19 protein-coding genes and 1 tRNA gene are annotated in these 24,163 nt (G+C 63.6%); 11 read left to right on the top strand and 9 right to left on the bottom strand.

The features are described from left to right. The first annotated feature begins 298 nt into the window (after positions 1–298). The 9 genes from FJ222_04775 to FJ222_04735 all read left to right on the top strand — a co-directional run bounded on the left by FJ222_04775 (position 299) and on the right by FJ222_04735 (position 8,393). On the top strand, positions 299–550 hold the full coding sequence (locus tag FJ222_04775) for an RNA-binding protein (GenBank protein ID MBM4163737.1): 252 nt from the start codon (positions 299–301) through the stop codon (positions 548–550). Beyond that, positions 486–1,205 (top strand): 3'-5' exonuclease, encoded by a 720-nt coding sequence (locus tag FJ222_04770; protein MBM4163736.1) that lies wholly within the window; start codon positions 486–488, stop codon positions 1,203–1,205. Before FJ222_04775 ends, FJ222_04770 begins: the two co-directional genes overlap by 65 nt. Before the next feature lie 95 nt (positions 1,206–1,300). Beyond that, positions 1,301–1,456 carry a small basic protein gene (locus tag FJ222_04765; GenBank protein ID MBM4163735.1) on the top strand — a complete coding sequence of 52 codons (156 nt, stop codon included), beginning with the start codon at positions 1,301–1,303 and terminating at the stop codon, positions 1,454–1,456. Positions 1,457–1,530: 74 nt separating this feature from the next. After that, positions 1,531–2,733 carry a DUF362 domain-containing protein gene (locus FJ222_04760; protein ID MBM4163734.1) on the top strand — a complete coding sequence of 401 codons (1,203 nt, stop codon included), beginning with the start codon at positions 1,531–1,533 and terminating at the stop codon, positions 2,731–2,733. A 117-nt stretch (positions 2,734–2,850) separates the two neighbouring features. Further along, positions 2,851–5,811: a hypothetical protein gene (locus FJ222_04755; protein MBM4163733.1), complete on the top strand. Its 2,961-nt coding sequence runs from the start codon at positions 2,851–2,853 to the stop codon at positions 5,809–5,811. Between the two features lie 21 nt (positions 5,812–5,832). Continuing rightward, on the top strand, positions 5,833–6,609 hold the full coding sequence (locus FJ222_04750; GenBank protein ID MBM4163732.1) for a dihydroorotate dehydrogenase electron transfer subunit: 777 nt from the start codon (positions 5,833–5,835) through the stop codon (positions 6,607–6,609). Next, the gene (locus FJ222_04745) at positions 6,549–7,523 is read left to right on the top strand and encodes a dihydroorotate dehydrogenase (protein MBM4163731.1); all 975 of its coding nucleotides are present in this window, start codon (positions 6,549–6,551) and stop codon (positions 7,521–7,523) included. Before FJ222_04750 ends, FJ222_04745 begins: the two co-directional genes overlap by 61 nt. A gap of 43 nt (positions 7,524–7,566) precedes the next feature. Next, positions 7,567–7,971, top strand: coding sequence for an HIT family protein (locus FJ222_04740; GenBank protein ID MBM4163730.1), 405 nt, complete (start codon positions 7,567–7,569; stop codon positions 7,969–7,971). Beyond that, positions 7,971–8,393 carry a hypothetical protein gene (locus FJ222_04735; protein MBM4163729.1) on the top strand — a complete coding sequence of 141 codons (423 nt, stop codon included), beginning with the start codon at positions 7,971–7,973 and terminating at the stop codon, positions 8,391–8,393. The genes FJ222_04740 and FJ222_04735 overlap by 1 nt, the downstream gene beginning before the upstream one ends. 36 nt (positions 8,394–8,429) lie before the next feature. Here the strand turns inward: FJ222_04735 and FJ222_04730 are convergent, their stop codons facing one another. The 4 genes from FJ222_04730 to FJ222_04715 are packed head-to-tail and all read right to left on the bottom strand — an operon-like array spanning position 8,430 to position 15,501. After that, positions 8,430–8,825, bottom strand: coding sequence for an HNH nuclease family protein (locus FJ222_04730; GenBank protein MBM4163728.1), 396 nt, complete (start codon positions 8,823–8,825; stop codon positions 8,430–8,432). A 49-nt stretch (positions 8,826–8,874) separates the two neighbouring features. Further along, a complete protein-coding gene (locus FJ222_04725) occupies positions 8,875–10,659 on the bottom strand; it encodes a mucoidy inhibitor MuiA family protein (protein ID MBM4163727.1) in 1,785 nt (594 codons plus the stop codon). Between the two features lie 12 nt (positions 10,660–10,671). Beyond that, positions 10,672–13,527 (bottom strand): hypothetical protein, encoded by a 2,856-nt coding sequence (locus tag FJ222_04720; GenBank protein ID MBM4163726.1) that lies wholly within the window; start codon positions 13,525–13,527, stop codon positions 10,672–10,674. A 57-nt stretch (positions 13,528–13,584) separates the two neighbouring features. Beyond that, on the bottom strand, positions 13,585–15,501 hold the full coding sequence (locus FJ222_04715) for an ABC transporter ATP-binding protein (GenBank protein ID MBM4163725.1): 1,917 nt from the start codon (positions 15,499–15,501) through the stop codon (positions 13,585–13,587). A 184-nt stretch (positions 15,502–15,685) separates the two neighbouring features. On the opposite strand from FJ222_04715, the gene FJ222_04710 reads away from it, so the two are divergent. Next, entirely contained in the window at positions 15,686–16,816 is a 1,131-nt protein-coding gene (locus tag FJ222_04710; protein ID MBM4163724.1) for a glycosyltransferase family 4 protein, read from the top strand. A 27-nt stretch (positions 16,817–16,843) separates the two neighbouring features. On the opposite strand, the gene FJ222_04705 is transcribed toward FJ222_04710, so the two are convergent. Then, positions 16,844–17,848 carry a GGGtGRT protein gene (locus FJ222_04705; GenBank protein ID MBM4163723.1) on the bottom strand — a complete coding sequence of 335 codons (1,005 nt, stop codon included), beginning with the start codon at positions 17,846–17,848 and terminating at the stop codon, positions 16,844–16,846. Positions 17,849–17,875: 27 nt separating this feature from the next. Next, on the bottom strand, positions 17,876–18,577 hold the full coding sequence (locus tag FJ222_04700; protein ID MBM4163722.1) for a hypothetical protein: 702 nt from the start codon (positions 18,575–18,577) through the stop codon (positions 17,876–17,878). Between the two features lie 175 nt (positions 18,578–18,752). Between FJ222_04700 and FJ222_04695 the strand changes: the two genes are divergently transcribed. After that, the gene (locus FJ222_04695; protein ID MBM4163721.1) at positions 18,753–20,597 is read left to right on the top strand and encodes an ATP-binding cassette domain-containing protein; all 1,845 of its coding nucleotides are present in this window, start codon (positions 18,753–18,755) and stop codon (positions 20,595–20,597) included. A 53-nt stretch (positions 20,598–20,650) separates the two neighbouring features. On the opposite strand, the gene miaB is transcribed toward FJ222_04695, so the two are convergent. The 3 genes from miaB to FJ222_04680 form a co-directional block, all read right to left on the bottom strand. Then, the gene (gene miaB, locus FJ222_04690; protein MBM4163720.1) at positions 20,651–21,991 is read right to left on the bottom strand and encodes a tRNA (N6-isopentenyl adenosine(37)-C2)-methylthiotransferase MiaB; all 1,341 of its coding nucleotides are present in this window, start codon (positions 21,989–21,991) and stop codon (positions 20,651–20,653) included. A 20-nt stretch (positions 21,992–22,011) separates the two neighbouring features. After that, a complete protein-coding gene (locus tag FJ222_04685) occupies positions 22,012–23,835 on the bottom strand; it encodes a hypothetical protein (GenBank protein MBM4163719.1) in 1,824 nt (607 codons plus the stop codon). 96 nt (positions 23,836–23,931) lie between these two features. After that, positions 23,932–24,008 (bottom strand) — tRNA-Val (locus FJ222_04680). Positions 24,009–24,163: the final 155 nt, after the last annotated feature.

The following is a 24,163-nucleotide window of genomic DNA, read 5'->3' as shown; positions in this document are numbered from 1 at the left end:
TTGTGAGAGGCTTGTGTTGCCGTGCGCGCTTCCGGTTGAAGCATCCGGAGTTTAGTAACAGAATCAGGGCCGGAAAGGCCCGTTGAGGAGGTTGGTTGTGCAAGACACTGTGCAAGTATGCGAGGTCCCCGGTTGCGATATTTCGGACTTTCTCCAAAGGCCCGTGGTTCAATATGGAGGAATCGCCCTGACGATCATCCTGCTGGCCGTCCTGATCGGCAGCGTCATCGCGCGCGGCAGGAAGCGTGGCGGTGGACGGGGGCGCAGCGGCCGCGCGAGCGGCGGGAACGGCTCCTGCGTGGAGATCTATGTCGGCAACCTGAGCTATGACATGACCGAGGCTCAGTTGCGCCAGGCCTTCGAGAAATACGGCACCGTCAAATCGGCGCGTATCATCGAGAACCGCTACAATAAGAAGTCCAAGGGTTTCGGGTTTGTCGAGATGCCGGTGCGGTCCGAGGCCGAAGCTGCAGTCAAGGGGCTGCATGACAAGGATGTCATGGGCCGCAAGATGCGGGTCAACGAGGCCAAGAACAAGACGCGCGATTGATCGGGCGGGAGCACGGGGCGGGCCCGCGACCATGGGAGTATGGCAGGACATGCCGGCTGTCGAGGCCGAGATCACGGCGCTCGATTTTGAAACCACCGGTTCCGTTCCCGGCTGGCCGGTCGAGCCCTGGCAGATCGGCCTGGTCAGGGTGCGCGGCGGCCGGGTGGTTGAATCAAGCCGCGTGAGCCTGTTGCTGAGGATCGCTGCGGGCAGGCCGTTCAACGCGCACGCGCCGGGACGCCATGCGCACCTGCGTGAGGCGTTGGCGTGTGCCCCCCCGCTGGCCGAGCAGTGGTTCAGTTTGACCGAAGCGTGGCTGGCGGGGCGGCCATTGGCGGCGCACAATGTCGGCACGGAGCGGACCGTCCTGCGCCGCGCCGCGCCGCTGCATCCGTTGGGCCCCTGGATCGATACGCTGGCGCTGACCCGGCTGGCCTATCCGGGTCTGCCCGACTACGGGCTCGAGGCCGTGATCGGTGGCTTGGGGCTGGAGGGGCGGCTGCGCGAGGTGTCCCCGCAGGGCCAGGCACACGATGCCGGTTACGACGCCTGCGCCTGCGCCGTGCTGCTCGAACACCTGCTGGCGCTGCCGCGCTGGAAACGGGTCACGCTCGGCGCGTTGGCCGTGCCTGTCGCGCGCAAGGCGGTTGGATAAACCATTTCCGTATCTTTGCGATTGCCAATTGCCAAAAGGGTGGTATCATACACGGCGTTCACAACCGATCGAGGTTTTAAGGAGAAAGCAGAGCGATGAGCCAGCATACGAGTCTCAGAGGTTCAGGGAAGATCACCGTCAAGCGCAACGTCCTCAAGCGTTTCGAGCGCGTCAACGTGCTCAAGGAGCGCGGCCAGTGGAAAGCGGGCGACCGCGGTCTCGGTTTGCGCAAGACCAAGCCGTCCGTCTAGCGGGTAGGAAAAGAAGACTGTCAGGCTGTTGTTGGTCGGGCGACGCCAGCGCCGGACGGTCAGGGGGTTTGTAGATGGACAACCTCTTGCCGACCCAATCTTCCCCGGTTGCCAACGCCCGGGATCACAGCCTTTCCAGGGGTGTCGCGTTTGCGCGCTGCAACGGATATGATCCCGACATGCTTGCGGCCGCATTGGATCGGCTACTCGCGCCGTTGGGCGGCATGTCGGCCTTCGTGAGCTCCGGCTGTCGGGTGCTCGTCAAGCCCAACCTGCTGACGGACCGGCCTCCCGAGGCTGCCGTCACCACCCATCCCGAGCTGGTGCGACAGGTGATTCGGCGGCTCAAGGGCGCTGGTGCCGTGGTCGTGGTGGCCGACAGTCCGGCTTTTGTCACGCGGGTGGAGCAGGTCTGGCGTGTCACCGGCATGCAGGCCGTCTGCGCCGAAGAGGGGGTCCCCCTGCTTTGCATGGAGGCTGCGCCGCTGACGACGCTCTCCCGTGACGGCTACACGTTTGCGGTCAGCAACCTCGCCCTGCATGCCGATCTCATCGTCAATCTGCCGAAGGTCAAGAGCCACAGCCTGACCGTTCTCACCGCAGCCGTCAAGAATTTCTACGGTGTCATTCCCGGCCATCTGAAAACCGAGCTGCATAAAACCCATGCCCGAACGGCACGATTCGGAGGTCTGGTACGTGCGGTCTGCCGTGCGATGCCGGCCTCGCTCACCATTGCCGACGGCGTGTTGGCCATGGAAGGTGACGGGCCCTCATCGGGCACGCCGGTGCCGTTGAACTTTCTCGCCGCCTCGACCGACCCCTTTGCGCTCGATCTCGCGCTCTGCGATGTGCTTCGAATCGATCCTGGGCAGGTCCCCTATCTGGCCGGGCTGTCGCATGCGCCCGACTACACCGCTCGCGTGCGGTACGGCGAGTGTCCGGATGTGGCGCACTTCCGTCTGCCGCGCAACGCCTCGCGACTGATGTTGAACCTCTTGCCCGAATGGCTGGTGCGACGGGTCGGAACGCTCATTTGGTTCCGCCCGGCGTTCGGCTCGGCGTGCGTGCGCTGCGGAAAATGCGTCACGGCCTGCCCCGTGCGCGCCATTGCCCTGAGGGTGGGCGGTCTGCCGGAATTGAACGGCCCCGCATGCATCGGGTGCTGCTGCTGCCACGAGGTCTGTCCGGCGCACGCCATCACCATCCAACCCAGTCCGCTCGTGCGGCTGGAACGCCGTGTGGCGCGGGCCTTTGCGCCGCGCGCCCGCGATGCGTGACGCTCCGCTTCTGACGCCTGTGTGCATTCAACACCGATGAATCGCACCCCGAACGGATGCCTGATGCGGCATGCGGCTTGACGGTGGAGGGACTGAACGGGTATCCTGTGGACGGTTATGAATGAACCGAACGAACAGTCGCCGGGCGTGCCCCAGAACGAAACCGTGCGGATGCAACTCGCCGGGAATCATCCGCCGGGCAGCGAGGCGCGCGAGGGCGGCATGCGGACCGTGCGTATTGTTTCGGACAAGAGCCCCGAGGCGCAGTTGGCGGGCGGGGACTCCCTGTTCAGCCAGTATGCGGTGGTCAGCCGGATCGGCGATGGCGGGATGGGGGTTGTCTATCTGGCTCGCGATCGGCGGCTGGGGCGCTATGTGGCGATCAAACGGCTCAACAGGCAGGCCCAGAGCATACCGAGTCTGCACCAGCGGTTTCTTCTCGAGGCGCGCGCGGTTGCGGCACTCAATCATATCCACATCGTCCATATGTACGCCCTGGGCGAGGATGCCGACGGCCCGTACATTGTGATGGAATATGTCGCGGGACCCGACGGCCTGACGCTGCGTGCGCCTGATGAAGTGACGCAGGGAGACGCTCGCCTGCCGTCGTTGCCGCTCACGCTGGATCAGCATATCACCCGCAATGGCCAGCTCACGGTGGCTGACGCCATCAGCCTGCTGGTTAAGATTGGCCGGACCGTTGCCTATGCGCACGAGAATGGCGTCATCCACCGTGATCTCAAGCCCAGCAACATCCTGCTCGACAAGAGCGGCGAACCCAAGATCGTCGACTTCGGCCTGGCGCGACTGTTGCGCATTGAAGAAAACAAGCTCACGGTCCCGGGCGAGAAGCTGTTGTCGATGGGCTACGGCTCGCCGGAGCAAGAGCAGGACGCGAGCCTCACGGACGAGCGTTCTGATGTCTATGGCCTGGGTGCAATCCTTTACTTCACCATCACGGGTCAGAACCCCCGCTATTTTCGCGAGCAAGACATCCCCCTGGTGCTGCGCGAAGTGCTGGTCAAGGCTCTGGCGACGGATCGAGAACAACGGTGGCCATCGGCTGCGGCGTTCACGGAGGCGCTGCATGCCGTTCAAACCAAGACCCGGATCGAAACGCCGACCGTCAAGACGACCTGGCGGTGCAAATGGTGCGACACGGTTAATCCCCTGACCATCCGCTATTGCGCGGAGTGCGGCTGGGACGGAGGCGAACCCTGCACCGAATGCGGGGCCGATTCCTTTGTTGGCGTCCAGTATTGCGGCACCTGCGGCGCCGATTCCCGCGCGTACGAATCGGTCAAGCACCTGCTGGAACGCATGCGTTCCGCCGTCGAGCGGCACCAATACGAGCGGGCGGTGGCGTTTGCCGGCCGCGCGCATGTCTTTGAGCCGGCCGGGCCCGCGGGCCGCCATCTGGTCAAGGCCATTCACGATCTGCGCGAGCAGTCCGAGCGGGCGATCACCCAGCGTGAGCGTCTGAAGGAACTGATTCCAATCGAGCTGAAGGCCGAGAATTACGAGCGGGCGCAGACGTTCATCCGCGAGTACCGAGAACTTTCCGGTGACACGCTGGCGTTTGGCGATGACGAGCGCCGGCTGGCGGAACAGACCGTGCGGCGCGATTTATCCCGTGCGCAACTATTCATCAAGAGTGGCGAGTGGGGCACTGCGGAGCGCATTTGCCTGGAGCTGCTGGAATCGGTTGCCCCCGGGGATGCCGCCTGCCAGGCCCTGCTGCGCCGAATCCGGACGCAACGCTGGTCGCTCTGGATTGTGCGTGGCGCGGCATCCCTGCTGGCGCTTGTTCTGGCCTATGTGCTCAGCCTCGCGCCCGCCTTCTCGTTCAGCGACGGGAAGCCATCGAGCGGCCTGCGGCGCGTGTACGGTGTCGCCCTGACGCTGCACACGCAGGGCGTGTTCAGCCCGGCGCTGCGCGGCTATGCCCGGTGGTGGGGCGTCACGAGGTTTGAAGAGGAAACCATCCCTGCAGGCGGCCAGCCAGACGCTTTCCCTCCGCCCGCTGAGCTGCCCGAACTGCTCAACCTGCAGCGTGTGTTCATGCAGCAACGGGAGGAACTGGCCGTCGAGCAGCGGCAGTTTGATGCCGCCTGGCCCGACGCCTACCGGCGCGAACTCGTCGCTTTGATTGAACGTCGGCAGGTGGCCGGGGATTATGATGGCGTGATCGCGACACAGGCCGAAATTCAGGAGTTCCAGAACACCCGGCAGATCGGCTCCGCGCCGACGACCGAGTTTGACGATTTGGATACGCTTCGGGAGAAGTACCGCCGGATGCTCAACGAACAAAAAATCGGCCGCGAGCGCAAGCGCATTGCGCTTTCACGGAAGTACACCAACGATTTGAATGATCTGCTGCGCAGTCACACCCGCGAGGGCCGGTTGGAAATCGCGGCGGTCATCAATGCGGCGATCAAGCGGGAGCGAGGCAGCGCCGATCTGCTGGAGGCCGAGGCGGAGCTGGCCAAGCTTCCCGACGGCGCCTCGGATGTCGCGCCCAAGGTGGTCGGCGGGGCGCCGAGCGCGACCGGCTTGAACGAGTTGCAGGCGAGGCGCCAGGCGCTCGACGCCAAACTGACCGAAATCGAGCAGGAATACGAGACCCAGCGCGCCCAGTGGCCCGAACAGTATAGTGAGGCGCTGAAGGCGCTCATGTCGAAATGCCAGAAAGAGGGTGATTACTTCGGTTGGGAAAGCGCCAACACGGAACACGAGCGGTTGCTGATCGATCGGCGGCTGACAGAGGCCCACGCCGTCATCGGCCCGGCACCCCTTCTGGCGCTGCAAATGCGGAATATCCAGCACTTGCAGGAGATCGGGAAACGGCGGTCTCAGGCGGTGCGCAAGCTGTTTGATGGCCATACATCCAAGCTTGACGAGTGGAAAAAGACGCTGACGCGGGCCGGTGAGATGGAATTGGCTGCGGCGGTAAATGCCGAGATGCGCCAACTTCTGTCGAGACAGGAATATGTGGCGGCCCTCCGGGATCTGACACCGCCCCCGGTGGCATCCACACCCAGTCCGTCAACGGGTAACGGCGCCCAATCGCCGAAATGACGCATGTAAAAGGAGACGTCCATGGTCGATTGCATGGCACGGGTGATCGAGCAACACAGTCTTTCGTCCGACTATTTCATGTTGCTCCTGAAGGCACCTGAGGTGACCGCGACCGCACGACCGGGGCAGTTTGTCCATGTGCGCGTGACCGGCCTGAGCGAGGCCGCGTTGCGCCGGCCGTTTAGCATTTACGGCGCGGATCAGGGCGTGCTCGCGCTGATCTACAAAACCGTCGGCCGGGGCACCGAGCAACTGGCGCGTCTGGCGGCGGGCGACACGGTATCGGTGATCGGCCCTCTGGGAAACGGGTTTCCCTTGGATTGCGGCGGGCGCGTGCCCATTCTGGTGGCCGGCGGTTACGGCGTCGCGCCGCTGAGCTTTCTGGCGCGGCGGCTGGGCCGGCGCGGCGTGCTGCTGGTCGGGGCGCGCCGCGCGGAGGACATTCTCTGCGCCTGCGATTTTGCGGATCTGGCGTGGGACGTGCGGGTGGCCACTCAAGACGGATCACGCGGTGAACGCGGGCTGGTCACCGATCTGCTGGACGCCTGCCTCGCCACGTCGCCGGAGGCGTCGACTGAGATTTACGCCTGCGGTCCGGACGGCATGCTGCGGGCGGTCGGCGAGCGGGCGGTGGCTGCAGGCGTGCGCGCCTGGCTTTCGCTGGACAAGCACATGGTGTGCGGCGTCGGCGCGTGTTTGGCTTGCGTGCAGCGGCTGCGCCGGGCCGACGGTGCCGAATGGATCGGACGCGTCTGTCACGACGGCCCGGTGTTCGAAGCGCGGGAGATCGTGTGGTGAACAATATCGATATGCAGGTGAACCTGGGCGGCATCCTGATGAAGAATCCCGTGGCCGTCGCATCCGGAACCTTCGGCTATGGCTGCGAATATGCGGGCCTGGTCGATGTGAGCCGACTGGGTGCGGTGACGGTGAAGGGTGTGCGCCTGCAGCCCTGGCCTGGCAACCCGTTGCCGCGGCATGTTGAAGTGCCGGGTGGCATGGTCAATGCCATCGGACTTCAAGGCCCCGGCGTCGATGGTTTGATTCGGGACTATCTCCCGTTCCTGCATCGGGCGGATGTGCCGGTCATTGTCAATGTGTGGGGGACGAGCGAAGAGGAGTATGCCGAGGTGGCGGCGCGACTCGACGGCGTGCCGGGCGTCGCGGGAGTCGAGCTGAATGTCTCCTGTCCAAATGTCAAGGAGGGGGGGCACGCGTTTGGAACGGACCCGCACACCGTGGCCGCACTGGTGGCGGCGGTGCGGCGGCGAACGCGGTTGCCGCTGATTCCGAAACTGGCGCCAAACGTGCCCGCCATCGCCGTCTTCGCGCGCGCCGCCGAGGAGGCCGGAGCCGATGCGCTGTCACTCATCAACACGATCCCCGCGATGGTGATCGACATTGAGACGCGGCGGCCCGTTCTGGCAAACACCGTCGGCGGCCTCTCCGGACCGGCAATCCATCCGGTAGCGGTCAAGCTGGTCTGGGAGGCGTCCCGGGCGGTGCGGATACCGATCTTGGCGATGGGCGGCATCAGCGGACCGGAACAGGCGATCGAGTTCATGATCGCCGGAGCCGCCGCCGTAGCCGTTGGAACGGCGAATTTCATCGATCCGACGACGCCGTTGCGGGTGATCGCCGGCATCGAAGCCTATTGCGCGCGGCATGGCTTGACCTCGGCCCGCGCCTTGACGGGATCGGTTCGGATCTAATACGAGGCGGGCTGGCCGGTGCTGTGACAGAGGAGATGGATGAATGAACGATTGCATTTTCTGCAAGATACTCGCGGGGCTGGTTCCCTGTGCACAGGTGTACGCCGATGCGCACACGCTGGCTTTTCTGGATATCGGGCCTTTTGAGAAAGGGCACGCGCTGGTGATTCCGAGGCTTCATGCGCCGACGCTTTCCGATCTGCCAGAAGTCGAGGCGGCGGCGCTCGGTGTGGTGATTCGGCGTGTCGGCGGGCTGTTGCTGTCGCGCCTGCCGTGCGACGGATTCAACGTCCTTCAATCGAACGGCGCCTGTGCGACGCAAGTGGTGCCCCACGTCCATTTCCATGTGATTCCCCGGTGGAACGGGCGCCCGATGAACTGGATCTCGGGAGTGTACGAGAATGCCGCCGAAATGACTGCGATTGCGGCCCGTCTGCGGGGTGCGTGATGGATGAAACCTCTTTTCAACAGACGGTTGAGGCGCTCGTGGCCAAGGACCCGCGCTACGCCGCCGAAGCCTATTATTTCCTGCGCGAGGCACTGGACCACACGGTCAAGTCTGTCGGCAGGGCCGAACGCGCACCCGGACGGATGCGGCATGTGACCGGGGCCGAGCTGTGCGCAGGCATCCGTGACTACGCCTTGCAGGAGTTTGGGCCCCTGGCGCACCTCGTCCTCGACACGTGGGGCGTGCGCGCCACCGACGACATCGGCGAACTGGTCTATAATCTGATCGCAGCAGGCAAGCTGGGCGCAACCGATCAGGACAAAAAAAGTGATTTTTCCGGTGTGTATGACTTCTCGGATGCGTTCGTCAAACCGTACGACGTGGAAGAGCCTCCACCGCCCACGAAAAAACGGCGGCGATAGCCGTCTCGCCTAAAAAATCACGGCCAGCGCCCGCAATCAGGCGTCCGGTTTCTGTTCCTGTTTGAGGAGGGACTCGAGTTGATCGAATGGGCGGGCGAAGCCCGCCCCGCCGACCTGCGCCGGCTGCCGGCCGATTGTGCGATGTTTCGCGTCCAGCAGCTTCGCGTGTTCATGGTCGTGGCAGTACAGGCAGAGCAGTTCCCAGTTGCTTCCGTCTGGAGGATTGTTGTTGGGATTGTGATCTTTGTGATGCACGGTCAGCTCCTTCAGCCGCTTGTCCGAGAACTCCCGCGCGCACGAGCCGCAGATGTGCGGGAGCAGCTTCAAAGCCCGCGCGCGGTAACTGGTGTTCCGCAAGGCAACATCGCGGTGCAATTCTGCGAGCACGTTCTTCTGCTGTTCGTGTGTCAACGACGTTCCACGCTGTTCCATGGCTGATCCTTTTGCGCGTGCGTTCAGTCCGCTTGCCGACCGATACGGGCTATTTCAACTGCATTTCCAGATCCCCAATCATCTTCGCATGGATGCCCTCATCAGCGGCAGCCGCGTCCACCGGATTCTGGTTCGGCACAGCGATGCGCTGCGCGAGATCCTTGGGATACTCAAGGGTGTATTCAAGGCGAAAGTCCTTCTTCTCCTTCGCCGCCAGCGCCACGTCCCAGCGAACCACGCCTTTCGCGTCCGGCTTCGCATCGGGCTTGATCGCCACATCCGTCACGCGAACCTCGTCCGTCTCCGTGATCGGAATGCGGTCGGCCAGTTGCAGCGCCACGGGGGTGTCGCCCAGATTCTCAGCGCTCACGAAAAACGACACCTGCATCCGGGTCCGTTTGCCGCTCCACGTGATCGAACTGCGCTTCCGGTCGAGCATGCGCGTCAGCTTGACTGAATCGGCGACGCCAACAAAAACGGGAAAGGACTCTCCCGGTGCCACGAAGTCCGTCTCGGTTGCGCCAAGAAACGCGCCGTCCACATAGAGCAGTACCTGACCCGGCAGCAGCGGCTGTTTGCCACTGTTGAGCAGCTCCGCCGTCCGGGCGGCATTGAGCGACACGGCGGGCGCCGCGACAATCTTATGCTGCGCCGCCATGTGTTCGGCGCCGATCAGCACCCGGACCGGACGTCCATCCGTGCGGACGCTTTGGATACCCGCCGCAGTGAAATGCGCTGTCGTTCCCCGCCGCTCCTGCAGCCGGGCGAAGCGGCTGAGATTGATGCGCTGCTGGGCCTGCTGCACATCCAGATTGCTTTCAAACTCCTGCTGCCGGGCTGGCGGGTTCAGATAGGTGTTCCAGGTCTTGATTTGTCCGGAAAATTTGCCGGTGGCGACTCGGAACGTGTCGGCCGCACCGGCCGGCATGCGCGGACCGACCAGCAGCTTCTCCAACTCGGGGATCTGGATCGTGTCGGTCGAGCGCTGCGTCGAGAGCGACAGCATCACGCCGTCCCAGTCCTCGCCCGTGGTCTGCGTGACGACGCCGAACGAGGCGAGCGCCACCCGGTCCGTCGCACCCCCGGTCCTCAGCTCATGCACCGGCTCCCAGGTGGCGCCCGGCAGCATGTAGGTGAGCCTGAGTTCCGCCGGGAGGGCGGCGCCCGCGGACTTGATCGTCACGATCACCGTGCGCTGCTCCAGTTGCGACCGCTTCATCAGCTCATTGAGCGTCCGCTGGCGCGCGAGCAGCTCAGGCCGTTTCTCGCGCTGGCGCTTGTCCAGCTCACGCCGGGCCTTGGCAATTCCCGACAGCGAATTGCCGATGAATGTGACCAAGCTGGCATATTCGTCGACTTTGATCTCGCGAACGACGGCGTCCTTCGGCAGTTTCTCCAGGGAGAACGCGCGAATCGCCTCCAACTGGCGCGCTTGCGCCTCGAGCACGCCGCGTTCGTCATCGAGCGCGGCCAACTGGTCGGAAACCTCCTGCATGGCCGCCTCGGCGAGGCGGATGTCATCGTCCTCGGGCCGCGCGAGAAAGGTCTTCGTCACCTCTACATCCACCAGCTCTCCGGCTGCGGCCGGACTCACGGCGAGCCGCACCGAGCCTTCGTCGATCCAGCCGGGAAGCTTGCGGAAGGAGAACTTCCCAACCCCGGTGGCGAGGTCTGCAACCGCAGTGCGCACCACGCGGGCACGGTCGGCATAGACGGTGACCTCGGTAATCTTTGCGTCGAGGGGCTTCGCCTCGCCCGCGTCAGCGGCCGGCTCATCGGCGGCGGCTGATACCATCGCCAGACAGGCTGACAGGATCGCTATCCATGACTTCATCTGACACCTCCTTTATGGCATTCCAACGTTGATGCGGAAGAACAGACTCTCGCTGTTGGTCGAGTCCCAGACGCCGTCGGTCAGATTGGTCCGGCCGACCACCGTGTACGCGCGCGCCGTCCCGAGATCCGGCGTCCACGTCACCCGCGGCAGCGCGTTGCTCATCGCAATAAGCGCCAGGAAGACGGACTGATTGTTGGTGGGTTCCGTGCCGGCAACGTACTCCTGCCAGGCAAAATACCCGTCGGCATCCGTGTCGCCTGCATCGGCCGCCTCGTAGTTGCCGCCCGTGACCAGACCATAGTGATCCAGCCACGCATACGGTGTTCCCTGCGACGTACGCGTGGGCGGCGCGGAGGCCGTGACCGAAACGTCATCCACGCAGACGCCGTAGCCCCACTTTGCATTGCCTTCAAAAGCAATGTAGTAGCTGGCGTTCGGATTCGGCAGGGTCAGCGTGCGCTGGGTCCAGGCCGCCACGCTGTTGGTATACGCAGCCAGCTGCGTCCACGTTCCGCCCGCCGAGGTCTTGTAGTAGACGCGAAGCTCATCCTGATCCGGCCCCCAGACTTCCATGTAATGCCAGAACACAAGCTGTGGATGATTCGTGGTGGATCCGAAGTTGATCACGGGCGTCACCAGTTTGGTAATGTGGTTGGAGTAGGCGCCCACATACAGCAAGGCATTATAACTGCCGCCATGCGCGTTGGGCGGATGGGTGTATCCCTCATAGGTGAGGCTGCCCGTACGAAAGATCCAGTCCACTGTGGATTCCACGTACGCCTGCGTCCATCCGGCAGGCATCGCGCCCCCGTGTTCAAATCCCTCGGCGAACAGCAGGACGTCGGTCTCCAGATTGAACACCATCTCGGATGACAAGCTGTTGGCGTCGGTGACCCGTACCGTAAAGATGGACATCGTCGCGGTGTCCGGCGTGCCGCCAATCACCCCGTTACTGCTCAGGTTCAATCCGGACGGAAGCCGGCCGGATGCCAACGACCAGACATAGGGTGTGGCGCCGCCAACCGCCGTCAGGGACTGATTGTAGGCCACACCCACCTGGCTCGCGGGCAGCGCGGTGGTGACAATGGATGGCGCCGATGTCGTGGATCCGCTGAGAATGACGGAGAAGGGCTGGCTGCTTCCCGTCATGCCTCCGCGCAGGCTGACGACCACGCGGTATACGCCGGCTATCGCGGGTGCGGCGATGAATACCTGCTCTACCGTGTCAACCTGATTGGTTCCCGTCGCGGCGGCATTCGTGGGATTCGCAGGTGTCAGCACATACGGGAGGTGCACCTGTCCAGCCGGTCCGACGATCCGCAAATCCAGATCGTTCACGAGCACCCGGTTCGTGGTGTCCAGCCCGCTCTGGGGGGGGCCCGCCGGGTCGGTCCAGCACAGCGTCGCGCGAATCGCGCGGGTTCCGTCCCACGTAAACCCGTAAGACACGGTGGTCTGGGTTGTGTCGAGGGTCAACTCCATGAGGTGCAGCGCCGTCGGCGCCTCGGCGTGCTGCCTGATCAGGTCAGCGGCGGCCTTCGTATTCATCAGCCCCCAGCCGTAGGTGTAGTCTGGACCGGCGCGGCCCAGATCATCCGCCGTGTGGATGATCAGTCCCTTCAGGGAACTGGCGCGGAGGAATTGCCCCGGAAAGAGCTGCCCGTAATAGTCGGTGAGCAGCGCCGCAGATCCGCACACGTTGGGGGTGGCCATGCTCGTGCCGTTATACGTGCCATAGCTCGTGTCGCTCCCCGCCAGAGACGAATACACAGTGACGCCGTTGCCCACGACATCCGGCTTGATGCGGCCATCATCGGTCGGACCCCAGCAGGAAAAAGAGGACATGGCCGCCGCCGCCACTGAACGGACACCGCCAGAAACCGCCTCGGTTACCGCGCCCACCGTCAGAATATTTTTGGCGGTTCCATCGCTGCCGATGGTGTCAAAGCCGCCGTTGTCATAACCATCGCTGTAGGGATCGGTCGCCGGGTTGTACGTCTTCGTGCGCCATTTGCCGTTGGAGTAATAGTAAATTTTGGTGTCCGCGCTTGGCGCGTTGTCATTGCGGTCATTCCCGGCCGCCTTGCACGGCAGGTAATACGGGGCGTTGTAACAAAGAGCGTCTATCGTAGCGGCTGTGTCATCATATTGGCCAAAGCCCTCGTCTTCGCGGGCGGGCCACACGCCGTACCAGGTCGTGCCATCCCATCCTCTCAAATACCCATACGAGTGGTTCGACAACTGGATCTTCCCGGCTTCGCCGGGCGCCGCCAGGGCAGCGGCGGTCATCTCAGCCGTATCGCTGTTCCAGTCGTACGAATCAATCGAAGCGCCGGGCGCCATGCCCAGAGCGGCGGGATCCACGCCCGACGCGCCGATGGTGCCGCCCACGTGCGTCGAATGGTCGCTGGCACCCACACCATCCTTGTTCACAACCCGTCCGCCAAATTCCTGGTGCGAGCTCCGGACCGACCCCTCATCCCAGACACCGACGGATCCGCCGGTGCCGGACACGTTGTACGGCGCGGTCGTGCGCACGAGATTCGCGGCGGTTGAGAGTGCCGCCTCCACATTCCGGGTGTGATAAATATAGACGCGGTTGCCACGAATGGCCTGCAGTTCGTAGCCATCGCCTTTGGGCGACCACCCTTCGGCAGCCGCGCGTTTCCACGCCTGCTCCCGTCTGGCCGCCGATTGCTCGCGCAACTGCGCGACCTTGGCAGCGCGCGCTGCGGCGGCGTTCAGGTTCCAGTCGGCCGCCTCCCGGCCATCCTGCGCCCGCGCGCCCTGCACGGCGATGCCGGCGATGACCAGGCCGGCCATCGCCACCGCGACCTGTTTTCTGATGCTCATCTTTATGTGCATGGCTTGGGAGTGGTCATGTCTATTTTAGAATGAAGCCGTGAAACGCCTGAGAATCGGTTATCTCACGCTCTTCTGCACGTCGCAGAGGTTCCGGTAGACGCCGCCTGCGGCGTAGAGCGTGTCATGGCTGCCTTTTTCGATGATGCGCCCCTGATCCATCACGAGAATGGTGTCGGCGTTCCGGACCGTGCTGAGCCGGTGCGCGATCACAAAGACCGTGCGGTTGGCCATCAGCCGCGTGATGGCTTCCTGCACCTGCTGCTCGGTCACGGTGTCCAGGGCGCTCGTCGCCTCGTCGAGAATCAGGATCGGCGGGTTCTTGAGGATCGCACGGGCGACGGCCACGCGCTGCCGCTCGCCACCGCTTAACACAAACCCCTTGTCCCCGACGATCCGCCCGTATCCGTCGGGATGTCCGCTGATAAAGGCGTGCGCGTTCGCCAGCTTCGCCGCCGCCTCGACCTGCTCCTGCGTCGCCCCTTTCGTGCCATAGGCGATATTCGCGGCGATGGTCGTGTTGAAGAGGATCGTTTCCTGCGTCACCACCCCGATCAATTTGCGCAGATCGGCCATGTCGATCTCGCGCAGATCCACGCCGTCCATCAGGACCCGGCCCTGGGTGGGATCGTAAAAACGGGCCAGCAGGTTGGCCAGCGTCGTCTTGCCCGAGCCCGTGGCGCCCACGACGGCCACCGTCTGGCCGCGCCCCAGAACGAAATTCGCGTCCTGAACGACCGTCCGGTCCTTGGCCGCGTACGAGAAATCGACGTGCTCAAAAACCATTTCCGTGTCGAACGACGGCTTCGAAACCGGGTGCTCCGCGACCGGCAACGCCGTGTCCGTGTCGAGGAACGAATAGATGCGCGTCAGCGCCGCGCGACCCGCCTGAAGCGAGGACTGGATTTTACCGATCGATTTCAGGGGCTTGTACGCCACCACCAGCGGGGTCAGCAGCGGCACAATCTCTGCAAACGTCTTGCCGCGCCAGAAACAGATCGCGAGAAACAAGATGGACAGCAGGATCGTCGCGCCCTCCATCATCGGGTTGATCAGCAGACTGATCCGGATTCCCCGGAGCGCCATCTTCACACACTCCTGATTGGCCCGTTTGAACTTCTCCTTCTCATCCTCCTCTGTATGGTAGGCCTTGACCACACGAATGCCCGTCAGATTTTCCAGCATGTTCGATCCCAGAATGGCGCTCCGCTCCATCCCCTTCCTGGAATAGCCACGGATCTTGCGCCCAATCATGGCCAACGGCCACATCACCAGCGGATAGCCGATCAGGGCCAGCACGATCATTTCCACCATGTCGTTCTTGATGGCGAAATACGCGACAAATCCGACGGACGCCAGAATCTCAAACGGCGCCTTGCACAGTTCGACAACCGTATGCGTGATCACGGTCTGCACGATCGCCGGATCGCCGTTGCAGCGGCTCATGATGCGGCCGACATCCATCGTGCCGAAAAAGTTGAGCGACTGGTTCTGCAGATGGCTGAACATTTCATTCCGCAGGTCCCGCACCACCCGCGTGCCCGCCCATTGCAGCGTGTAGCTGTTCAGATACAACATGCCCAACCGAAACACAAACGCCAGCGGAACGGCCAACAGCACCAGCAGGAAGAATGAAAACCGGACATCCCCAGAATCATTCAGAATGGTGATGCCCCAGCGCGCCGCCACCTGCTCCACTTTCGTGACCCACCCCGGCATCGCCCCCTTGGCCCGACTGTCATCCGCCACCGTCACGCTGCTGTCCGCCGCCGTCCGACCACCCTCGGCGCCGAACCCGCCACTTTGCATGTGTATGATCGCGGGCTGGAGCACCTGATAAATCGGCACCAGCGTCCCGCCCAGCAGCATCCCGGACACAATGCCCATCGCCAAAGCCCAGCGGTACTTCCGCGCCTGCCTGAACAGGCGGCCGTAGACGTGTCCCGCCGTGAAATCCTTGTCAAACCATTCCTGCATAGGCGTCCCGAGTATCCGAATTCAGCTGTTGAATGATTGACTTTATTCGGTTGGCAGGCAACAATCAATCACAAACTACGCCCAAACGACCGCAAACGACGTCCTGTCCGTCGTTGTTCGTAGTTTTGCGATATCTGGTTGCAGGTTTGACGGGATCGGGTATAATTTCGCGCCTCTCAACCTTATGATGCATATCTTGCAACTGCTGCCAGCCCTCAACGAGGGCGGCGTCGAGCGCGGCGTCGTCGAGATCAACCGCGAGCTGGTCCGGCGCGGCGTCCGCAATACCGTCATCTCAGCAGGGGGACGGCTGGCGCCGCAGATCGATCGCGATGGCGGGCGGCATCTCACACTGGACGTGAAATCGAAGAACCTCCTGACCGTGCCTGAACGCGTCCGCCGGCTGCGGGTACTGATTGCCGAACTGAATCCCGACATCATCCACGTCCGCAGCCGGGTGCCTGCCTGGCTGGCGCGATTTGCCAACCGCAACCCGCGGCGGCCGGTCGTCTCGACCGTGCATGGCTTGTACAGTGTCAACGCCTACAGTCGGATCATGACTCGCGCCGACCGGGTGATCTGCGTGAGCCAGGCCGCCGTGGAGTATGTGCGCAAGAACTACGGCACACCCGATTCGCTGATCCGCCTCGTACACCGGGGGATTGATCCAGTCGCCTTCGACCCGGCGAGGCTTGACGCCGATTATGTTCGCGCGTTCAAGACGCGTCATGCGTTGGACGGCCGGTTTGTCGTCCTCGCGGTCGGCCGCATCACCTCCCTCAAAGGGTATCGGGAACTGATTCAGGCTGCGGCCCTCGCGCGCGGCGGCCTGCGGGACAAGGCCCCTCTGGCCGTGGTGATTGTCGGCGGCGTGCAACAAGGCCAGGAGGCGTATGCAGCCGCATTGCGCGCGCTTGTCACGCAGCTCAATCTCGACGATGCGGTGGTATTCGCCGGCAGCCACACGCGCATGGCCGAGATTTACGACGCGGCCGACGTGGTCGTCTCGTGCAGCACATCCAAACCCGAGACGTTCGGGCGCAGCATGATCGAAGCCCTCGCCATGAATCGCCCGGTCATCGCCACCCGGCATGGCGGCGCCTTGGACATCATGCGGGAGGGCGTCACCGGCTGGCTCGTCGAGCCCGGCGATGTCGCCGGCCTGGCCGCTGGGCTGGTCAAAGCCGCTCACACCCGTCTGACGGGCCTGCGCACCTACGCGCTCGAGCGCTTCTCGCTCGACGCCATGGTCGAGAAGAATCTCGCGATTTACCGGGATGTGCTGGACGGGGCCGTTCGGGCGGAAGGTCGATAGGACCGGAAGCGCGATCCCGCCGGGCCCCTACTTCCGCTTCGAGGCGACCTCGATGGCTACGGCAACGGCGACGGTGGCGCCGACCATGGGGTTGTTCCCCATGCCGATCAGCCCCATCATCTCGACGTGCGCGGGAACCGACGAGGATCCGGCGAACTGGGCGTCGCTGTGCATCCGGCCCATGGTGTCGGTCATGCCGTACGAGGCCGGACCCGCGCCCATGTTGTCGGGATGGAGCGTCCGCCCCGTGCCACCGCCCGAAGCCACGGAGAAATACTTCCTGCCACGCTCGACGCACTCCTTCTTGTAGGTCCCGGCCACGGGGTGCTGGAAGCGCGTGGGGTTGGTGGAATTGCCGGTGATGGAGACATCCACACCCTCTTTCCACATGATCGCCACGCCCTCGCGCACATCATCCGCGCCATAGCACCGCACGGCGGCCTTCGGCCCCGTGGAGAAGGCCTTCTCTTCGACAATCTTCAACTCGCTCGTGTAGTAGTCAAACTGCGTTTTCACGTAGGTGAAGCCGTTGATGCGGCTGATGATGTAGGCGGCATCCTTGCCCAGACCGTTGAGAATCACGCGCAACGGCGCCTGGCGCACCTTGTTGGCGCTCTTGGCAATGCCGATTGCCCCCTCGGCGGCCGCGAACGACTCGTGTCCTGCGAGAAAGCAGAAGCACGACGTCTCGTCCCGGAGAAGCATCGCAGCCAGATTGCCGTGACCGATTCCGACCTTGCGGTCATCCGCCACCGAGCCGGGAATGCAGAAGGCCTGCAGGCCCTCGCCAATCGCCTCGGCGGCGGCGGCGGCCTTCCGGCTCCCCTTCTTGATGGCGATCGCCGCGCCAACCACGTAGGCCCACGCCGCGTTCTCAAAGCAGATTCCCTGCACACCCTTGGTAATGGCATACGGGTCAATGCCCAGCCCGTCACACACTTTTTTGGCATCTTCAATGGACGTGATGCCATAGGTCTTCAGCGCCGCCTCGATCTGCGGGATCCGGCGTTCATAGGATTCAAACAGTGCCATAAAAAATCACTCCTTTCAGACTCGCGGTTATTCCTCACGGGGGTCGATCGACGTGACTGCGCCATCGGCGGGCGTCGTGCGGCCGTAGGCGCCGGTTGCCTTCTTCAGCGCCTCGTTTGCGTCCGTCCCCTTCTTGATCAGATCCATCATCGCGCCCAGCCGGACGAATTCATAGCCGCAGATCTCGCGGTTATTATCAAGGAAGCAGCGCGTGACATACCCTTCGGCCATCTCCATGTAACGGGGGCCTTTGGCCCGGGTCGAATACATCGTGCCAATCTGCGAGCGGAGTCCCTTGCCCAGGTCCTCCAGGCCGGCGCCGATGGGCAAGCCGCCTTCGGAGAAGGCGCTCTGACTGCGCCCGTAGACGATCTGCAGAAACAATTCGCGCATGGCGGTATTGATCGCATCGCAGACGAGATCCGTGTTCAGCGCCTCGAGCAGCGTCTTGCCGATCAGGATTTCTCCGGCCATGGCCGCGGAATGCGTCATCCCCGAGCAACCGACCGTCTCGACCAGCGCCTCTTCAATCACGCCTTCCTTGATATTCAGCGTCAACTTGCAGGCGCCCTGCTGCGGCGCGCACCAGCCCACGCCGTGCGTGAGCCCCGAAATGTCGCCGATTTGCTTAGCCTGAACCCACTTGCCCTCTTCGGGGATGGGTGCGGGGCCGTGGTTGCAGCCCTTGGTCACGCAGCACATGTGCTGCACTTCGTGCGAATAAGTCATCATGTCCTCCTCGTTCCTCCACAACCCGTCGCTGTTGGAATTGGCCGATTATTGTAGCACATGTTTGTAATGGGCATCCACAACTTTCCGTCACATGCTTGACAGCGCAGGCATCAAAAGCCTACCCTGTGCCGGACTGCGCCGCATCCGGCCGGTCGTGGAGGAGTCTGGCCTTATGGCATTGATCAGCGTGAAGCAAGCGGTGTTGGGTTTCGGCGGGCATCCGATACTGGATGGCGTCGAACTGCACATCGAACGGGGCGATCGGATGTGTCTGCTCGGCGCCAATGGAGCAGGCAAGAGTTCGTTGTTGCGCGTCTTGGGGGGCGAGATGCCGTTGGACGGCGGCGAAGTGGCGCAGCAGGCGGGCATCCGCATCGCCAGCATGCCGCAGCAGATTCCATCCGGACTGGCGGGATCGGTGCTTGACATCGTCCACCCCGATCACGCGCACGACACCGAGGGGACGCTGACGCTCGAATCGGAGCAACTCATCAACCGGCTCGGACTCGATGCCGACGCATCCTTTGAAACCCTGTCGGGCGGCACCCGGCGCCGCGTTCTCTTGGCACGCGCCCTGCTCGGCAGCCCCGATCTGGTGATGCTCGACGAGCCGACTAACCATCTCGATATCGAATCCATTCTCTGGCTCGAGAGCTTTCTCATCAAGATGTGCAAGACGATTCTTTTCGTGACCCACGACCGGGCCTTTCTGCGGCGCCTGGCGACACGGATCGTCGAACTGGATCGCGGCCGGATCATTGACTGGGCGTGCGACTACGACACGTTTCTCGCGCGCAAAGAGGCGGTCCTCGCGGCCGAAGACAAGGAATGGGATCGGCTGGACAAAAAGCTGGAGAAGGAGGAGGCGTGGTTGCGCCGCGGGGTCAAGGCCCGCACCACCCGCAACCAGGGGCGCGTGCGTGCCCTGGGGGAACTCCGCGCCGAACGGGGGCAGCGCCGGGAGCGCACCGGCGCGGTGAACCTGTCTATCCAGGAGGCGTCGCGCACCGGCCGGCTGGTCGTGCGCGCGCAGGACATCACCTTCGGCTATGCGGGCAAACCGTTGATCCGGCGCTGCTCGACCGATGTGCTGCGCGGTGACAAGATTGGCGTGATCGGCTCCAACGGCTGCGGCAAGACCACGTTGCTGCGGATTCTTTTGGAGGGCGAACTGGAGGGCGGATTGCGTCCCGACTCGGGGACGGTCCGACTGGGCACCAACGTGCAGGTGGCCTATTCCGATCAGCTCCGGGGGACACTCGACGACAACCAGACGGTGCTGACCGCCCTCGCTCCCGATCAGGAATATGTGACCGTAGACGGCGTGCGGCGGCATGTGCTGGGGTATCTGGCCGATTTTCTGTTCACCCCTGACCGCGCCCGCCAGCCGGTGCGCGCCCTCTCGGGCGGCGAACGCAACCGTCTGCTGCTGGCCCGGCTGTTCGCCCAACCCTCAAACGTGCTGGTGCTGGACGAACCGACCAATGACCTCGATCTGGATACCCTCGACCTGCTGGAGGAACGCGTCGCCGGGTATGGCGGAACGGTGCTGATGGTCAGTCACGACCGCGCATTCCTCAACGCAGTCGTGGACCGCACGCTGGTATTCGAGAAATTCGATAACACTGAATCCGGCGGCCCGTGGCTTGGACGGGACGACGGGTGGTTTGTCAATGAATACGCCGGCGGTTATGACGATTGGGTCGCCAAGCGGCGCCCGCCACCGGCCCCCGCGACGGCCAAACCCGCGAGACCGGCCCGCGGCGAACCGGCTCGCAAGCGCCGCCTGACGTTTGCCGAGCGGACCGAACTGGATGCGTTGCCCACTCGGATCGAAACGCTGGAATCCGAGCAGAAGGCTCTGCATGTGCAGTTGGCCGATCCGGTCTTCTACCGCTCAGGCGATGCGCAGGGGTTTGCCCGGGCCCAAACCCGTAGTCAGGAGCTGGATGCGTCGATTGAAACCGCCTACAAGCGGTGGGCAGCGCTTGATCTGATCCGGCGCGAGTCGGAGTGAATCTGAGAACGGCAGGTCGTCCACCACACCGGATGAATCCACGCGGGCGGGTCTCAGGCCATCTCCCCATAGAGTGTCTGGGGCTTGGCGCGGGTGATGGTGACTGAGACGAGGTCGCCGGGGACGACCCGGGCATCGGCGCGGTTCTCGAAAATCACGATCATGTTGCCCGAGGTCCGGCCGGCCCAGCGTGAGGCGTTCCGCAGGCTGGGGCCGTCGGCCAACACCTCGACTGTCTCGCCGATCCGGGCCTCGTTGATCGCCTGCCCGCGCCGGTCTTGATCGGCGAGAAGGAGTTGGTTGCGGCGCATTTTCTCTTCGGCGGTGACCGTCTCGGGCAGGGCGGCGGCGGGCGTGCCCGGACGGGGTGAATACTTGAAGATGAAGGTGTTCTCGAATCCCGCCTCGTCCATCAACGACCGCGTCGCCTCGAAGTCTTTCTCCGTCTCGCCCGGAAAACCGACGATGACGTCGGAGGTGATCGCGAATCCGGGGCGGGCCGCGCGCAGACGGCCGATCGCGTCCAGATAGTCCGCGCGGACATAGCCGCGCCGCATGAGCGCCAGAATGCGGTCTGATCCCGACTGCACGGGCAGGTGGAGATGAGCGCAGACTTTCGGAATGTCACGCACCGCCCGCACCAGTTCATCGGTGCAACCGGACGGGTGTCCGGAGGTGAAACGGATGCGGCGTATCCCGGGGACGGACGCCACAGCCTCGAGCAGACGCGGCAGGGGCTCGGAGAAGGCCGACGGCGCGGGGGCGTCGAACCCGACCGCGTGGGCGCGGCCGTAATTCATCACGGACTGGCCGAGCAGGGTGACCTCCCGGACGCCGCGGGCGGCGAGCTGGCGGACCTCTGCAACAATCTCGGCGGCGGGACGGCTGTATTCGGGGCCACGGACGTCGGGGACGATGCAGTAGGCACAGCGCCGGTTGCAGCCCAGCAGGATCGTGACAAACGCCGCATGCGCGCCGTCCGAATGAACATGGGGAATATCCGTGACCTCCCCCGCCCCGCCCCATTCGGCGATCTGCGTCTCGCCCGCCGCCACCCGCGCGAGCAGTTGCGGCACCGATCCATGACGCCGGGATCCGACGATGAAATCCAGACCCCGAACCGTCGTGAAGATCGCCTCGCCCAGGCGCTGCGCCATGCAGCCCATGATGCCGACGATCAGCGGGCGATTGCGTTTCTCGGCGCACAACAGCCCCGCCTTGCCCAACGCCTTGTCCTCCGCCTTTCCCCGCACACTGCAGGTGTTGATGATGACAGCGTCCGCCTCCGCTTCGCTGCCGACCTGGACGTGGCCAACCGCCTCCAGCAGGAGGGCGACCGTTTCGGCGTCGCGGACGTTCATCTGACAACCGTAGGTGTGAATCAAGAATTTCATGAGGTGCCGGGGTCTTTGAATTATTCCGCGTCGGACGGTTCAGCCTCCGAGCCCGTCACCGTCCCGACGATGCGCTGAATGATGCCCCTGTAATTCCATCGCGGCTGGTTCGCCGGACCGGCGACTTGAAACTCAAGCAGGAGCCGATTAAAGGGCAGCGAAATGATCCGGGTGACCCGGCCAGCAATGGAGTCTTTACGAAAAATGTTCGCGCGCACCGTCACATCGAGGTCATCCTGAATGAGATTATAGGTGCCTTTGCCGAGCATGCTGAAGATGTCACCCTCGATCAGCAGGTCACTTGACCGAACCTCTCCGTCCCCGGCCTGAAAGGAGAACGAGGCGTCGGACTGACTGACGAGCAGATCGACGCCCGGGATGTTGCGGGCCATATATTCGGTCAGGCCCGCAAACACGGGCACACGCGACAACACGGCCCCCGTCAGGGCGAACGACCCGCTGCCCGAGAGCGAGGCCACCGGATTGGTCGCAAGGGTTCCAGACAGCGCAACCGCGCCCGACACCAAGCCCTCCCACAGGTTGGTGGTGTTAAGCGGAGCGAGCAGATCGCGCAGCGTCGCGTCGGCAATGGCGAGATCGGCGCGGTAGGGCATCTCCGGCGTGTCACGGGTCAAATCGAAGGCGAATCGTCCGCTGAGTTGGCCGCCGTTCGCCAGCTTGGCCTGGATGTTCTCGAACGCGACGTTGTACTGATTGCGGACCGTAAAGTCGCAGGTCGTTTGAGCCAGCGGAACACCATACAGGGCGATGCGGGGCGCATGGATCGTCCCGGCGAGATTATAGGGCAACAGGCGTTTCGAGTCGGCGTCAATCGTGCCGGAGACCTTCAGCCGCGGCACGCCGCCAAAAGCCACACGATCCAAAGCACCGTTTTGGAACAACTCGATGAGGCCGAACAGTTCCCCGGTCGGCATCTCCGACTGGGCATCCACATCCAGCAGACCGGTTGCCTCCTCGTAAACGAGGGTGGCTCGGGCCACACCGTTGGTCGTGACCGCCTGCAAGGGCGAGAGCGTCACGTGCCATGCGCTCGGGGTGACGGGGCTGACGGCGACGATTCCGCAGGCGACATGGGTCAGCGCAATGTCGTTCCACGAGAGGGATTGCGCCTGGATGTCAAAACGCAGGGTTTGTGTCTCGGGCGTCAGGATCCAATCGCACGAAACGGCCAGGGGAATTTCCGGGCTTGTGATACGGTCGCAGTAGCGGATTCCGGAACGGGACCCGGCCAGCATGAGGATCGGGCGGATCGTCTTGGCGCACAGGCGTCCGCTTGCCTTGATCTCAACCCGGCCGGACTGGAGATTCAGCCGCGCGGAGCCGGTGAGCGACTCGGCCCCGGACGAACGCCATTCGGCGCGCATGTTTTCCAGAATAAGCGTGGCGGCATTCAGCGAGAGATCGGCCGTGACACGCGCGGGCGCGATGCCGCAGAAAACGGGATCATCCAACTCGACACGCACACGCGAGAGATGCATCTGCTGAAGCCATTCGCGCGGGGCCTGAGTGTCGGCACCACGCTGCGTGGCCGACGGCAGAAAGACCGCCTCGGGGCGGATGAGATGAACGCCATCCAGCCATTCGACCCACGGCCGCCCGGGCCGGATGGAGAGATCACAGCGCACTTCCTGCGCCTGCACGAACAGGTCGTTGGTCGTCAGATGGATGCGGACTTGAGCGGTGTTCAGGACAAGCCCCCGGCGCAAGCTCACCGTCGCGCGCTCCACATGAACGGTCGTGACGCGGGTGGAGAGCCCGGCGGTGATGACGTTGAGTATCCGCGCGTGAAGGGGCAGCTCAGCGACCGAAAGCACAACGAACAAAACGACACACACGCAAACCGCGACCAAGACGGCGTTTCGAATGAACCGGGCGATGAATGTAACAACTTTGATCAACGGTGTCTCGAGAATCAAACTTGGTGGGCGCTACAGGACTCGAACCTGTGACTTCTACCGTGTGAAGGTAGCGCTCTAACCAACTGAGCTAAGCGCCCCCACCGCACACACATATGTGAACGGCGCGACTTATATCACGCGCCGGCTCATCCTGTCAAGCGCAGGACTGTGACCCAAATCCTCGCCTAAGGAGCGTCGCCGCCGATAACCTGCGCCTACACGCGCTCCGCAGCCATGGACCAGTCGCCAGAAA

It is taken from the genome of Lentisphaerota bacterium (assembly GCA_016873675.1).
In the GTDB taxonomy this organism is placed as follows: domain Bacteria; phylum Verrucomicrobiota; class Kiritimatiellia; order RFP12; family JAAYNR01; genus VGWG01.
Note: the sequence above shows the minus strand (reverse complement) of the source record. Positions and strands in the feature narration are given on the sequence as shown.